The sequence below is a fragment of the Nocardioides sp. genome, from assembly GCF_031397825.1.
GTDB lineage: Bacteria > Actinomycetota > Actinomycetes > Propionibacteriales > Nocardioidaceae > Nocardioides.
Map to the genome: position 1 here is coordinate 15,464 of NZ_JANNML010000032.1, position 14,795 is coordinate 30,258.

Sequence of the window (14,795 nt, forward strand, 5' to 3'; positions counted from 1 at the left end):
TCCTCCCTGTCGAACGCCACAAGAGCAAGCGGATCCGTCGTCATGTCGGCTGAGAGCGACGGAATTCGTTGTGCGACCGCGTCGCCCCGCCTGGTAGACATGCGCCCATGACGACCACGGTCTTCCGCAACGGCGCCCTCTTCGACGGTCATCGGTACGTCGGTCCCGGTGCGGTCGTCGTCGTGGACGGGCGCATCGCCGACGTCCTCGCGGGCGACCCCGCCGGCCACGCGCTCCCGGGCGGGAGGGTCGTGGACCTGGCCGGTGGCCTGCTCGCCCCGGGCTTCGTGGACGCCCACGTCCACGCGGTGCAGGGCGGGCTCGAGCGGATCCGCTGCGACCTCTCCGAGCTCGACGGCCGCGAGGCCTACCTCGAGCGCATCGCCGCCTACGCGACCGCCCACCCCGAGCTGCCGTGGATCCTCGGCGGCGGCTGGGCGATGTCGGCCTTCCCCGGTGGCACGCCGACTGCGGCCGACCTCGACCGCGTGGTCTCGGACCGGCCGGTCTTCCTGCCCAACCGCGACCACCACGGCGCCTGGGTCAACTCCCGTGCGCTGGAGATCGCCGGCATCGACGCGACCACGCCCGACCCGGCCCACGGCCACTTCGAGCGCGACGCCGACGGCAACCCGACCGGCACGCTCCACGAGGGCGCGATGCACGCTGTCGCTCGCCATACGCCGCCCACGAGCGAGGAGGAGTACTACCGTGCGCTCCTGGCCGGACAGGCCCACCTCCACTCGCTCGGCGTCACGGGCTGGCAGGACGCGATCGTCGGCGCCTACGCGGGGATGGACGACCCGGGACCGACGTACCTCCGCGCCGCGCAGCGCGGCGACCTGACGGCCGACGTCGTCGGTGCCCTGTGGTGGGACCGCGATCGGGGCGAGGAGCAGGTCGCCGACCTGCTCGCGCGGCGCGACCTCTACACCCACGGACGTTTCCGGGCCACGAGCGTCAAGGTCATGCAGGACGGGGTCGCGGAGAACGGCACGGCCGCGCTGACGACCCCCTACCTCGACCGGTGTGGCCACGCGACGACCAACACCGGCCACTCCTTCGTCGACCCCGTCGCGCTGCGCCGTCACGTCGCCCGCCTCGACCGGGAGGGCTTCCAGGTGCACGTCCACGGCATCGGCGACCGCGGGGTCCGGGAGGCGCTCGACGCCTTCGAGGGCCTGGACCCCGGCCACGACCGACGCCACCAGATCGCCCACCTCCAGCTGGTGCACCCCGACGACGTCGGGCGGTTCGCCGCCCTCGGGGTCGCCGCCGACGTGCAGATGCTGTGGGCCTGCCTCGACGAGCAGATGGTCGACCTGACGCTGCCGTTCCTGGGGGAGGAGCGAGCTCGCTGGCAGTACCCGTTCGGAGACCTGCACCGCGCCGGTGCCCGCCTCGTCGCCGGGAGCGACTGGCCGGTCAGCACGCCCGACCCGCTCCAGGCGATCCACGTCGCGGTCAACCGCACGGCCCACGGCGAGTCCGGCCCGGCGGGGGAGGAGCCCTTCCTGCCCGAGCAGGCCCTCGCGCTCGAGACGGCGTTCGCGGCCTACACCTCCGGCAGCGCCTGGGTGAACCACCGTGACGACGCCGGGGTCCTGCGACCCGGTGCCGTCGCCGACCTGGTGGTGCTCGACCGTGATCCCTTCAGCGGGCTGCCGGGTGGCATCGGGGCGGCCGAGGTCGTCAGCACCTGGGTCGACGGACGCGAGATCCACTGATCTGCCTCGTGTTGCGGGAGAATGACGACGGAATCCGCATCAATTCGTCCCTCAGGGCTACAGATATCGTCGTGCCCTGACTAGGCTCCCCACATGGCTGACCAGACTTTCAAGAACATCGTCAACGGCGAGCTCGTCGACGCCTCCGCGGGCGAGACCTACGACGTCGTCGACCCGAGCACCGGCGAGGTCTACGCGCAGGCCCCGATGTCGCGGGCCGAGGACGTCGACCGCGCCTACGCCGCTGCCGACGCCGCCTTCGACGCCTGGGGGGAGACCACCCCGCAGGAGCGGGCCCGCGCCCTGCTGCACATCGCCGACGCCATCGACGCCCGCGCCGACGAGATCGTGCGCGTGGAGAGCCGCGACACCGGCAAGCCGCTGGGCCTGACCGCCTCCGAGGAGCTGCCGCCCAGCTCGGACCACTTCCGCTTCTTCGCCGGCGCCGCCCGCGTGCTCGAGGGCAAGTCGGCCGGTGAGTACCTCGCCGACCACACCTCCTTCATCCGCCGCGAGCCGATCGGCGTGGTCGGCCAGGTGACGCCGTGGAACTACCCGCTGATGATGATGATCTGGAAGATCGCACCCGCCCTGGCGGCCGGCAACACGATCGTCCTCAAGCCCAGCGACACCACGCCCGCGAGCTCGACCCTGCTGGCCGAGCTGTGCCAGGAGTTCCTGCCGCCGGGTGTGCTCAACGTCGTGTGCGGCGACCGCGACACCGGTCGCGCGCTCGTGGAGCACAAGACCCCGCAGATGGTGTCCATCACCGGCTCGGTCCGCGCGGGCATGGAGGTCGCCGGTGCCGCCGCTGCCGACGTCAAGAGGGTCCACCTCGAGCTCGGGGGCAAGGCGCCGGTCATCGTCTTCGACGACGCCGACATCGAGAAGGCCGCTGCCGCGATCGCGGAGGCCGGCTACTTCAACGCCGGCCAGGACTGCACTGCCGCCACGCGCGTGCTCGCCGGTCCCGGGGTCTACGACGACTTCGTGGCGGCGCTGGCCGAGCAGGCCAGGGCCACCCGCACCGGCATGCCCGACGACGAGGACGTCCTCTACGGCGCCCTCAACAACGAGCACCAGCTCGCCCGCGTCGCCGGCATGGTCGACCGGCTGCCCGACCACGCCAACCTCGAGGCCGGTGGCTCGCGCCAGGGCGACCGCGGCTACTTCTACACCCCGACCGTCATCTCCGGGTTGAAGCAGGACGACGAGCAGGTCCAGGACGAGATCTTCGGCCCGGTCATCACGGTCCAGAAGTTCGGCGACGAGGCCGAGGCACTGCGCTGGGCCAACGGGGTCAGGTACGGCCTGTCCTCCAGCGTCTGGACCAAGGACCACGCTCGCGCCATGCGCATGTCCAAGCGCCTCGACTTCGGTGTCGTGTGGATCAACACCCACATCCCCTTCGTCTCCGAGATGCCCCACGGTGGCTTCAAGCAGTCCGGCTACGGCAAGGACCTCTCCATGTACGGCCTCGAGGACTACACGCGCATCAAGCACGTGATGTCGTACATCGGACAGTGACGGACACGACGATGAGGATCCTCCTGGTCGGCGCCGGCGGCGTCGGGTCGGCCTTCGCCGCGTTCGCGGCACGCCGCGACTTCTTCGAGACGATCGTGGTCGCCGACTACGACGAGGCCAAGGCGCGCACGGCCGCCGCGATCGACGAGCGGTACGTCGAGGCGCGGGTCGACGCCTCCGACGCGGCATCGGTCACCGCGTTGTGCCACGAGCACCGGATCACCCACGTGATGAACGCGGTCGACCCCGTCTTCGACATGCCGGTCTTCGAGGGCGCGTTCGCCGCGGGTGCCGACTACCTCGACATGGCGATGAGCCTGTCGAAGCCACACCCCGAGTCGCCGTACGAGCAGTGCGGGGTCAAGCTCGGTGACGAGCAGTTCGCGGTTGCCGCTGACTGGGAGTCGGCCGGCCGCCTCGCGCTCGTCGGGATCGGCGTCGAGCCCGGCCTCTCCGACGTCTTCGCGCGCTACGCCAGCGACCACCTCTTCAGCGAGATCGACGAGCTCGGCACCCGCGACGGCGCCAACCTCGTCGTCACCGACGACGACGGCAACGAGGTCTTCGCGCCGTCCTTCTCGATGTGGACGACGATCGAGGAGTGCCTCAACCCGCCGGTGATCTGGGCCGGGGACGGCACCGGCGCGGGCGACTGGCACACCACCGCACCGTTCAGCGAGCCCGAGGTCTTCGACTTCCCCGAGGGCATCGGTCCCGTCGAGTGCGTCAACGTCGAGCACGAGGAGGTGCTCCTCATGCCGCGCTGGATCGACTGCAAGCGCGCGACCTTCAAGTACGGACTCGGCGACGAGTTCATCACCATCCTCAAGGTGCTGCACACGCTCGGGCTCGACAGCACCGAGAAGGTCCGGGTGAAGGGCGTCGAGGTGAGCCCGCGCGACGTGGTCGCGGCCGTGCTGCCCGACCCGGCAGGAGTCGGCCCGCGGATGAAGGGCAAGACCTGCGCCGGCCTGTGGGTGACCGGCAAGGGCAAGGACGGCCAGCCGCGGTCGACCTACCTCTACCACGTGGTCGACAACGAGTGGACGATGCAGGAGTACGGCCACCAGTGCGTCGTCTGGCAGACGGCCATCAACCCCGTCGTGGCGCTCGAGCTGCTCGCGACCGGTGTGTGGAGCGGTGCCGGTGTGCTCGGCCCCGAGGCCTTCGACGCGGTGCCGTTCCTCGACCTGCTGACCGCCTACGGCAGCCCCTGGGGCATCAAGGAGCTGTAAGGACCACGGACTCGGGCCTGGCAGGCCCGGCCGTCGCCGGGGGGATGACGGCCGGGCCGGCCTCGCCCGCGCGCAGGAACTGCCCGGTCCGCTCCTGCGTGAGTACGTCGGTCCCCTCGCCGTCCCGCCAGACCACGCGCCCGGACACCATCACCAGCGGGACGGTGGCGTCGTTGCGGTTGACCATGCGGGACAGTCCGTCGTACTGGGCGACCGGTGCCTCGGCGTACTCGGTGAGCGTGTCGTCGAGGTGGGCCGGGTCGAGGACGAAGAGGTCCGCGCGGTCGCCCACGCGCAGGTGGCCGGCGTCGATGCCGTACCACTCGGCGAGCTCGCCGGTGAGCCGGTGCACGGCGTGCTCGACGGTGATGAACGGCTTGCCCGCCTGGTCGGCGTCGTGCACGTGCTTGAGCAGGCGCAGCCCGAAGTTGTAGAAGCTCATGTTGCGCAGGTGGGCGCCGGCGTCGGAGAAGCCCATCTGGATGCCGGGGCTGGCCGCCATCTTCTTCAGGATGTGCGGGCGGTGGCCCGAGATCGTCGTGCGCCAGCGGATCGACGTGCCGTGCTCGAGCACCAGGTCGAGGAACGCGTCGACGGGGTGCAGGCCGCCGCGCTCGACGCCGACCTGGCCGAAGGACTTGCCGATGACCGAGGCGTCGGGGCACTCCATGATCTCGGCGTCGAAGAAGTCGCGGTGCCAGACCCGGGGGCCGTACTTGCTCTCGTAGTCCTTGCGGAACGCCGCGCGGTAGGCCGGGTCGCGCAGCAGGTCGTCGCGCGCGATCTTCTCCGACAGGTGCAGGGCGGCGGCGCCGGAGCCGAACTCCTCGAAGATGACCAGGTCGATGCCGTCGGCGTAGACCTCGAACGGCACCGGCAGGTGCTGCCAGCGGAAGTCGCCACCGAGGCGGTTGGAGACCGCGGCCAGCAGGCGCATCAGGTGGATGATCCCGGGGATGGCCTTGATGTCGGCTGCTGACAGCAGGCTGGTCTTGAGCGGCTTGGCCGAGCCCAGGCCCCACGAGCCCAGGCCGATGGAGCCGAACGCCTGCGTGACGATGGTGTGCGGGTGACTGGCGTCGGGGCCGGCCTGGAGCGCGCGCTCGCGCTCGCGCAGGATCCGGCGCAGCCCACGCATCTCGCGCCACGTCGCGTAGGTCGAGGGCAGGGTGCGCGAGCGGCAGACCTCGCCGTCGAGCTTGTCGAAGAGCAGCTGCTGGGCCGACATGCCGACGAAGCCGGCGTCGAGGGCCTCGGTCAGCATGTCCTCCATGCGCTGCTGCTCGCGCCGCGACGGCTTGACGCCCTTGCGGGTGGCCTGGTCGAGGCCCATGGTCGCGGTGCGCATGTCGGAGTGGCCGATGAAGGCGGCGAGGTTGGGCCCGAGCGGGAGGGACTCCAGCGCGTCGACGTACTCGCCCGCCGAGCTCCAGTTCTTGGCCTCGTCGACGGCGGAGATCACGTGCTGGCGGGGGATCGCCTCGACCCGGCCGAAGAGGTCGCCGGCGTCGACGCCGCCGACGTGGATCGTCGAGAGCGAGCACGAGCCGAGCAGGATCGTGGTGACGCCGTGGCGCAGGGACTCCGGCAGGTGCGGGTCGCGCAGCACCTCGACGTCGTAGTGCGTGTGGATGTCGACCATGCCGGGCAGCACCCACTGGCCCCGGGCGTCGACGACGTCGGGGCAGCCGGTCGTGTCGAGCGGGGTCGCGGAGACCTCGACCACCACGCCGTCCCTGATCCCGAGGTCGCGCACGGCCGCGGCCGCCCCCGTCCCGTCGAACCAGCGGCCGCCCTGGATGATCACGTCGAAGGTCACCCGCTGATTGGACCGGAGTCGTTGACACGCGTCAAGAGGTAACGGCCATCACAGGTAGCGTCCGGCCCCATGAGTCTCGGGAATGACCAACGGTCCGACACGCCTGCCGTGCCGGAGACCGACATGCGCAAGATGGCAGCAGCCGGTGTGCTGCTCCTGATCCCCGTCGTGGCCCTGTTGTGGGTCTCGATCTATGCCCAGGAGGGACCGGAGCTCTTCGGCTTCCCGTTCTTCTTCTGGTACCAGTTCGCCTGGGTGTTCCTCTGCTCGGCGATGACGTGGGGCGCCTACCTGCTCACGCTGTCCGCGAGGAAGCCTCGATGACGCCGCTGGTGACGCCGCTGGTGACCGGCGGCGGGGTCAACACCAGCGCGCTGGTCGTGCTGATCGCGCTGTTCCTCGTCGTCACGGTGCTCGGCTTCATGGCCTCGCGGTTTCGCCGCGCCGCCGACCTCAACACCCTCGACGAGTGGGGCCTGGGCGGTCGCAAGTTCGGCACCTGGGTCACGTGGTTCCTCCTCGGGGGCGACCTCTACACCGCCTACACGTTCGTGGCCGTGCCGGCCGCGATGTATGCCACGGGGGCCGTCTCCGGCTTCTTCGCGGTGCCCTACACGATCATGCTCTATCCGATCATCTTCGTCTTCATGGCGCGGCTGTGGTCGGTGAGCCACCGCCACGGCTACGTCACGACCGCCGACTTCGTCCGCGGCAGGTACGACGACCGCTCGCTCTCGTTGGCCATCGCGGTGACCGGCTTCATCGCGACCATGCCCTACATCGCGCTCCAGCTCGTCGGCATCCAGGCGGTGCTCGAGGTGGCCGGCGTCGGCGGCGGTGACAACTGGGTCGCCAAGGACGCCCCGCTGTTCGTGGCGTTCGCCGTGCTCGCGGCCTACACCTACTCCTCGGGCCTGCGTGCGCCCGCGGTGATCGCGTTCGTCAAGGACATCCTGATCTACCTCGTCATCGTCGTCGCGATCGTCTACCTCCCCTCGCAGGTCGGCGGCTGGGACAACATCTTCGGCGCGGCCGAGGAGAAGATGGCGACCACCAACGAGCTCACGGGTGCCCCGACCGGGTCCTACATCCCCGGCGACGGTCAGCTCTGGGCCTACGCCACGCTCGGCCTGGGCTCGGCGCTCGCGCTCTTCATGTATCCCCACTCGATCACCGCCAGCCTGTCCTCCAGCAGCCGCAACACCGTGCGTCGCAACGCGGCCCTGCTGCCGGCGTACTCCTTCGTGCTCGGGCTGCTCGCCCTCCTCGGCTGGGTGGCCATCGCGGCCGGCACCGACCCGACCGGCCTGGACGGGGAGAAGAACCCCCAGCTGGTGATCCCGCAGCTCTTCGAGGACTTCTTCCCGGGCTGGTTCGCCGGGGTCGCCTTCGCGGCGATCGCGATCGGTGCCCTGGTGCCGGCAGCGATCATGTCGATCGCGGCGGCCAACACCTTCTCCCGCAACATCTACAAGGAGTGGCTCAACAAGGACGCGACCCCGGCCCAGGAGGCCAAGGTCTCCAAGCTGATGTCGCTGGTGGTGAAGGGCTTCGCGCTCGTCTTCGTGCTCACGCTCGACAAGCAGAACGCGATCAACTTCCAGCTGCTGGGCGGGATCTGGATCCTCCAGACCTTCCCCGCGATCGTCTTCAGCCTCTACACGCGCTGGTTCCACCGCAAGGCGCTGCTGGTCGGCTGGGCCGCAGGGATGGTCTACGGCACCGTGCAGGCCTACCAGGTCGTCAACCCGGCGAACGGCAAGCGCTTCGGCGGCTCGCTCGACATCATCCCGGGCATCGGCGACCTCGGCTACATCGCGGTCACGGCCTTCGCGCTCAACCTGCTCATCACGGTCGTGCTGACCCTGGTCCTCAACGCGGCCAAGGTCTCCAACGGCAAGGACGCCACCGAGCCCGGTGACTACTACGCCGACGCCGACGACCCCCGGGTCCAGGCCGACCTCGCACACAGCGACGAGCCGTTCCGCGCAGAGCCGCGCTGACGCCGAGTCGGCGCGATGGTGCAGCAACATCGCGCCGACTCGGGCTCTGCTGACTGGTCAGCGGGTGTGCTCGGCGGCTGAGGGGGCCGGTGGTCCATGAGGTAGGTCCTGGCTGCAGTCGTGTGCCGCAGGCAGCGTTGCAACGCGGTCTGAGCCACACGACCAGACGGCGAGGCGTAGCCCGGTCGGTCACGTGCCGAGTCGTGGGCTTCAGCCAGCGCCCCGGCGCAGCCTCCGGCACACGACCCGAGCGCAGTTCGCCCCCCCGTCTCGACTCCTCGACGTGGACCGACCCGGCCTCGGCTCCTACGCCGTCGCAGCGAACGCCTCCGCGACCACGTCGAAGGCCTCGTCGAGCAGCGCGTCGGAGATCGACAGCGGCGGCAGGAAGCGGAAGACGTTGCCCCACGTGCCGCAGGTGAGCACGACGACCCCGCGGGCGTGGCAGTACGACGCCACGGCAGCCGCGCGGGCCGCGTCCGGCTCGGTGGTGCGCGGGGTGCACAGCTCGATCGCCATCATCGCGCCGCGACCGCGCACGTCGCCGATGACGGCGTAGGTCTCCTGGAGGTCCGCGAGCCGCGCCGCCATGGCCACGCCGATCTCGCGGGCACGGGCGCCGAGGTCGTGCTCGCGCATCTCCTCGATCGCCCCGAGCGCCGCCGCGCAGGCGATCGGGTAGCCGCCGTAGGTGCCGCCGAGGCCTCCGGCGTGCACGGCGTCCATCAGGTCCGCCCGGCCGGTGACCCCGGCCAGGGGCAGGCCGCCGGCGATGCCCTTGGCCGTGGTCACCTGGTGGCGCACGACGCCCTCGTGGTCACTGGCGAACCAGTCGCCGGTGCGGCAGAAGCCCGACTGGATCTCGTCGGCGATGTAGACGACGTCGTTGGCCCGGCACCACGCGGCGATCGCCGGCAGGAAGCCCGGCGCCGGCACGATGAAGCCGCCCTCGCCCTGGATCGGCTCGATGGCCACGCAGGCCAGGTTGGTCGCACCGACCTGCTTCTCGATCACGTCGATCGCCCGCGCTGCGGCCTCCTCGCCGGAGAGACCGTCGCGGAACGGGTAGGACATCGGCGCGCGGTAGACCTCGCCCGCGAACGGCCCGAAGCCGTGCTTGTAGGGCATGTTCTTGGCGGTCATCGCCATCGTCAGGTTGGTGCGCCCGTGGTAGGCGTGGTCGAACACCACGACCGCGTCCTTGCCGGTCGCCACACGGGCGATCTTGACCGCGTTCTCCACGGCCTCGGCGCCGGAGTTGAAGAGGGCGGACTTCTTGGCGTGGTCGCCCGGCGTGAGCTGCGCCAGGGCCTCGCAGACGTCGACGTACCCGTCGTACGGCGTGACCATGAAGCAGGTGTGCGTGAAGGCGGCGACCTGCTCCTGCACCCGTCGTACGACGGCGTCCGCGGCGTTGCCGACCGAGGTCACCGCGATGCCCGAGCCGAGGTCGATCAGCGAGTTGCCGTCGACGTCGACCAGCACGCCGCCACCGGCCGCGACGACGAACACGGGCAGCGTCGTCCCGACGCCGTCGGCCACGTGCTCCTTCTTGCGCTGCAGCCGCAGCTGCGACTCTGGGCCGGGGATCGCCGTGACGAGCCGGCGCTCCTGGGGCAGGGACGGTCCTCCGACGGCTGTTTCAGTCATGGGAGAACCCTAATCCCACCGGTTCCGCGGTGACAGGCCCCTAGGGCAACGAATCCATGATCCTGGTGAGAAGTGCGGGAGACTTCTTCCCGTGACTCGTCGTGATGTGGTCGTCCTCGGCTCCACCGGCTCCATCGGCACCCAGGCCCTGGAGCTGGTCCGCGCCAACCCCGACCGGTTCCGCGTCGTCGGGCTGACCGCGGGCGGGTCCAACCCCGACCTCTTCGAGCAGCAGGTCGCGGAGTTCGCGCCGGCCTTCTCCGGCCTCGGCGAGGAGGCCTCCACCGAGGCCGCCGCCCGCCCGTGCGACGTCGTGCTCAACGGGATCACCGGCGCGGTCGGGCTGCGTCCGACGCTGGCGGCGCTCGACGCGGGCACGACCCTCGCGCTGGCCAACAAGGAGTCGTTGATCATGGGCGGCCCGCTGGTCCTCGACCGCGCCCGGCCCGACCAGATCGTCCCGGTCGACTCCGAGCACAGCGCGATCGCCCAGTGCCTGCGGGGAGGACGCCCCGGGGAGGTACGACGCCTCGTGCTGACCGCCAGCGGCGGGCCGTTCCGCGGCCGCTCGCGCGCGGAGCTCGCCGACGTGACGCCCGAGCAGGCGGCGGCCCACCCGACCTGGGACATGGGACCGGTCATCACGATCAACTCCGCGACCCTGGTCAACAAGGGCCTGGAGGTCATCGAGGCGCACCTGCTCTTCGGCATCCCCTTCGACCGGATCGAGGTGGTCGTGCACCCGACGAGCGTCGTCCACTCGATGGTGGAGTTCATCGACGGCTCGACGCTGGTGCAGGCCAGCCCGCCCACCATGATGATCCCGATCGCGCTGGGGCTGTCCTGGCCCGACCGGGTGCCCGACGCAGCCCCGCCGGTCGACTGGACCAGGCCCGAGACCTGGGAGTTCCACCCGCTCGACCACGAGGCGTTCCCGGCCGTCTCGCTGGCCCGCGAGGCGGGGGAGAGGGGCAGCACCGCGCCCGCGGTCTACAACGCCGCCAACGAGGTGTGCGTCGACGCCTTCCGCGCCGGGAGGCTCCGCTTCGACGAGATCGTCAGCAGTGTCGCCGCCGTCCTTGCGCGTCACGACGTACCCTCGATCGAGGGACTCACCGTCGACGACATCCTCGCCGCCGACGCCTGGGCCCGCACCGAGACCAGCAGCCTGATCGGGAGACCCGCGTGACCGCGCTCTACTACCTTCTCGGCGTCGTCATCTTCGTCGTCGCCATCCTCGCCTCGATCGGCCTGCACGAGCTCGGTCACATGATCCCGGCGAAGAGGTTCGGCGGGAAGGTCACGCAGTACTTCATCGGCTTCGGCCCCACGGTGTGGAGCAAGCAGGTCGGCGAGACCGAGTACGGCGTCAAGGCGATCCCGCTCGGCGGTTACGTCAAGATCGTCGGGATGCTGCCGCCCGGCGCCCACGAGCTGGCCGACGAGGTCACGGTCGACGCCGCCGGCAACACCGTCACCCGCGTGCGCAAGTCCAACACCGGCATGTTCACCCAGCTCATCTCCGACGCCCGAGCGGCCGAGTGGGAGCTCGTCGGCCCCGAGGACAACGACCGGCTGTTCTACAAGATGGCCTCCTGGAAGAAGATCGTCGTGATGGCCGGTGGGCCGACGGTCAACCTGCTGATCGCCTTCTTCATCTTCTGGGGCGTCTTCGCGACCTACGGCCAGCAGTCCGTCGAGGTCGTCAAGGGCGCTCCCGTGATCAGCACGGTCTCCGAGTGCGTCATCCCCTTCACCGAGGAGGGTCGCGACTGCACCGCCCAGGACCCGCCGAGCCCCGCCTTCGAGGCCGGCCTGCGCCCCGGTGACCAGGTCACCACGTTCAACGGGGTCGCGGTCACCGACTGGGAGCAGCTGCGCGAGCTGATCCGCGACAACGCCGCGGGCGACGCCACGATCGCCTACGTCCGTGACGGCCAGCAGCTGAGCGGCACCACGTCGACGACCGTCGAGGCACGTCCCACCTCCGAGACCGACGAGACCTTGCGCGAGGTCGGCTTCCTGGGGGTCACGCCCGAGGTCGAGATCGTCACGACCACCGGCGGCCCGATCTACACCCTCGACCAGATGGGCGACATGACCGTCGAGACGGTCAAGGCGCTCGCCACCTTGCCGGTCAAGGTCTTCGACGTCGCCCAGGCCATCGTGGGCCTCGAGGAGCGCGACCCCGAGGGCCCGGTCAGCATCGTCGGTGGCGGACGCCTCGCGGGCGAGACCGTCTCCAGCGACCAGTTCCCGGTCACCGAGAAGACCGTCTACCTCCTGATGCTCATCGCCGGCTTCAACTTCTTCATCGGCATGTTCAACTTCCTGCCGTTGCTCCCGCTCGACGGTGGCCACATCGCCAGCGCCGCGTGGGAGTGGGCACGCCGCGGCATCGCCCGCCTGCGGCGCCGTCCCGACCCGGGCTACGTCGACGCCGCCAAGCTGCTGCCGATCGCCTACGTCGTCGCCTCGGCCATGCTCGTCATGGGTGTGGTGCTGATCATCGGCGACCTCGTGGTGCCGCTGAGCCTGCAGGGCTGACCTCGGCTGGGGCCCGAGCACCTGCGGCGCAACGTCATACGTCCTGAGGAGTCGACTCCACGCTGCGCATGACGTCCCGGCCCAACCGTCGGCGACGCGCCAGCCCGCGAGTCGCGCACAGGCTCCCCGCGGTGCACGGTCGTCCACAGCGCGGCTGACCGCGGCTCGCCGCTCCCACGCAGCGGCGTCAGCCTCGGCGTCATGTCGAAGTCCACGCCGTACGACGCACCCGTCCTCATCGCGGTCCGTGCCCTGGCAGCCAGGCAGGGGCACGTGGTGTCCCGGCGTCAGATCTACGCCCTCGGTGTCACCAGGTGGCAGGTGAGCGGTGAGGTGAGGGCCCGTCGGTGGCAGCTCATCGGTGACCAGTCGGTCTGCGTCCACAACGGGTCGGTCGACGAGGTCGGTCATCAGTGGGCGGCGGTCTTCCAGGGTGGACCACGCGCCGGCTTGGACGGTGCGTCGGCCCTGATCGCCGGCGGCCTGACGCGGTTCACCGTCGAACGGGTCCGGGTGTCGGTGCCCCGAGGGTCCCGCGTGCGGCGGACGAGCAGCTACGACATCCGGCAGACACGCCGGTGGTCGGCTGATGACCTGGTGGTTGGAGGCATCCCGCGCACCAGACCGGCCGTCGCAGCACTGAGAGGGGCGCTCTGGGCCCGCACGGACCGCCAGGCGACCTACCTGCTGACCCTCGCGGTGCAGCAGGGTCTGTCCGCACCCGAGCAGCTCGGTCACGAGCTGCTGCGCATCCGGCGCGACCGGCGTCGGGTCCTGCTGCACACGGTCGTGACCGACCTGCTCGACGGCTCTCGCGCCCTCGGAGAGCTCGACGTCATGCGTGAGCTGAGACCTCGTGGACTGCCCGCACCGGCGCGACAGGTCCTGCGCCGGGACAAGAGGAACCGCTACTACCTCGACCTCTACTGGCCCGAGCACCGCTTGGTCGTGGAGGTGGACGGGATCCACCACGCGTGGGCCGAGAACGTCGTCGGCGATGCGCTCCGACAGAACTCCCTCGTCCTGACCGGCGACGTGGTCCTGCGACTGCCGCTGCTCGGGATGCGGCTCGAGCCGGACACCTTCTTCGCTCAGATCGAGGAGGGCCTCCGACTGGGCGGGTGGCAGGGGTCCGCCGCCTCAGGGCCGCCAGGACGTCATGCATGCCGTGGAGGCGACTCCACCCTGCGCATGACGTCTGCCGGCGAGTCGGCTCCGCGCCCGGTCAGTACGCTGGAGGCATGACCGCCATCAACCTCGGAATGCCGGAGGCGCCGCCTCCCGTGCTCGCGCCCCGCCGCAAGACCCGTCAGATCCAGGTCGGCAAGGTCGGCGTCGGCAGCGAGTCGCCGGTGTCGGTCCAGTCGATGACGACGACGCTCACCTCCGACGTCAACGCCACGCTCCAGCAGATCGCCGAGCTGACCGCCACCGGGTGCGACATCGTGCGCGTCGCATGCCCCAGCCAGGACGACGCCGAGGCGCTCGCGGAGATCGCCCAGCACTCGCAGATCCCGGTCATCGCCGACATCCACTTCCAGCCCAAGTACGTCTACGCCGCCATCGACGCCGGCTGTGCGGCGGTCCGGGTCAACCCGGGCAACATCCGCAAGTTCGATGACCAGGTCAAGCAGATCGCCCAGGCCGCCAAGGACCGCGGCACCTCGATCCGGATCGGCGTCAACGCCGGCTCGCTCGATCCGCGGCTGCTGGAGAAGTACGGCAAGGCCACTCCCGAGGCTCTCGTCGAGTCGGCCGTCTGGGAGGCCGGGCTGTTCGAGGAGCACGACTTCCACGACTTCAAGATCTCGGTCAAGCACAACGACCCGGTCGTCATGGTCAAGGCCTACGAGATGCTCTCCGAGCGCGGCGACTGGCCCCTGCACCTCGGGGTCACCGAGGCGGGCCCGGCGTTCCAGGGCACCATCAAGTCCGCGACCGCCTTCGGCGCGCTGCTGTCCAAGGGCATCGGCGACACGATCCGCGTCTCGCTCTCGGCCCCTCCGGTCGAGGAGGTCAAGGTCGGCAACCAGATCCTGCAGTCGCTCAACCTCAAGCCGCGCAAGCTCGAGATCGTGTCCTGCCCCAGCTGCGGTCGCGCCCAGGTCGACGTCTACACCCTGGCCGAGCAGGTCACCGCCGGCCTCGAGGGCATGGAGGTCCCGCTGCGCGTGGCCGTCATGGGCTGCGTCGTCAACGGCCCCGGGGAGGCCCGCGAGGCCGACCTCGGTGTCGCCTCGGGCAACGGCAAGGGCCAGATCTTCGTCAAGGGCGAGGTCATCAAGAC

At 70.4% G+C, this 14,795-nt stretch carries 11 protein-coding genes; 9 read left to right on the top strand and 2 right to left on the bottom strand.

Translation table 11 applies throughout. The features are described from left to right. Positions 1 to 107: 107 nt before the first annotated feature. The 3 genes from RMN98_RS02540 (at position 108) to RMN98_RS02550 (ending at position 4,489) form a co-directional block, all read left to right on the top strand. A complete protein-coding gene (locus tag RMN98_RS02540) occupies positions 108 to 1,727 on the top strand; it encodes an amidohydrolase (protein ID WP_309647232.1) in 1,620 nt (539 codons plus the stop codon). Positions 1,728 to 1,820: 93 nt separating this feature from the next. Then, complete coding sequence (locus tag RMN98_RS02545; protein ID WP_309647233.1) at positions 1,821 to 3,254, top strand: gamma-aminobutyraldehyde dehydrogenase; 1,434 nt, start codon at positions 1,821 to 1,823, stop codon at positions 3,252 to 3,254. Positions 3,255 to 3,265: 11 nt separating this feature from the next. Beyond that, a complete protein-coding gene (locus RMN98_RS02550) occupies positions 3,266 to 4,489 on the top strand; it encodes a saccharopine dehydrogenase C-terminal domain-containing protein (protein ID WP_309647234.1) in 1,224 nt (407 codons plus the stop codon). On the opposite strand, the gene RMN98_RS02555 is transcribed toward RMN98_RS02550, so the two are convergent. Then, positions 4,476 to 6,308, bottom strand: coding sequence for an amidohydrolase family protein (locus RMN98_RS02555; protein ID WP_309647235.1), 1,833 nt, complete (start codon positions 6,306 to 6,308; stop codon positions 4,476 to 4,478). The genes RMN98_RS02550 and RMN98_RS02555 overlap by 14 nt on opposite strands. Positions 6,309 to 6,377: 69 nt before the next feature. Between RMN98_RS02555 and RMN98_RS02560 the strand changes: the two genes are divergently transcribed. Together RMN98_RS02560 and mctP are read left to right on the top strand one after the other, a co-directional pair. Continuing rightward, a complete protein-coding gene (locus tag RMN98_RS02560) occupies positions 6,378 to 6,632 on the top strand; it encodes a DUF3311 domain-containing protein (protein ID WP_309647236.1) in 255 nt (84 codons plus the stop codon). Then, positions 6,629 to 8,311: a monocarboxylate uptake permease MctP gene (gene mctP / locus RMN98_RS02565; RefSeq protein WP_309647237.1), complete on the top strand. Its 1,683-nt coding sequence runs from the start codon at positions 6,629 to 6,631 to the stop codon at positions 8,309 to 8,311. The genes RMN98_RS02560 and mctP overlap by 4 nt, the downstream gene beginning before the upstream one ends. A gap of 306 nt (positions 8,312 to 8,617) precedes the next feature. Here mctP and gabT read toward each other — a convergent pair whose 3' ends face one another. Then, the gene (gene gabT, locus RMN98_RS02570) at positions 8,618 to 9,961 is read right to left on the bottom strand and encodes a 4-aminobutyrate--2-oxoglutarate transaminase (RefSeq protein WP_309647238.1); all 1,344 of its coding nucleotides are present in this window, start codon (positions 9,959 to 9,961) and stop codon (positions 8,618 to 8,620) included. Between the two features lie 91 nt (positions 9,962 to 10,052). Here gabT and RMN98_RS02575 point away from each other — a divergent pair, with 91 nt between their 5' ends. The 4 genes from RMN98_RS02575 to ispG form a co-directional block, all read left to right on the top strand. Further along, complete coding sequence (locus RMN98_RS02575; protein WP_309647239.1) at positions 10,053 to 11,150, top strand: 1-deoxy-D-xylulose-5-phosphate reductoisomerase; 1,098 nt, start codon at positions 10,053 to 10,055, stop codon at positions 11,148 to 11,150. After that, positions 11,147 to 12,508 (top strand): site-2 protease family protein, encoded by a 1,362-nt coding sequence (locus tag RMN98_RS02580; protein WP_309647240.1) that lies wholly within the window; start codon positions 11,147 to 11,149, stop codon positions 12,506 to 12,508. The genes RMN98_RS02575 and RMN98_RS02580 overlap by 4 nt, the downstream gene beginning before the upstream one ends. Before the next feature lie 201 nt (positions 12,509 to 12,709). Further along, complete coding sequence (locus tag RMN98_RS02585) at positions 12,710 to 13,753, top strand: DUF559 domain-containing protein (protein WP_309647241.1); 1,044 nt, start codon at positions 12,710 to 12,712, stop codon at positions 13,751 to 13,753. Then, a partial coding sequence (gene ispG / locus RMN98_RS02590) for a flavodoxin-dependent (E)-4-hydroxy-3-methylbut-2-enyl-diphosphate synthase (RefSeq protein WP_309647242.1) occupies positions 13,750 to 14,795 on the top strand: 1,046 nt, incomplete at its 3' end. The genes RMN98_RS02585 and ispG, both read left to right, overlap by 4 nt.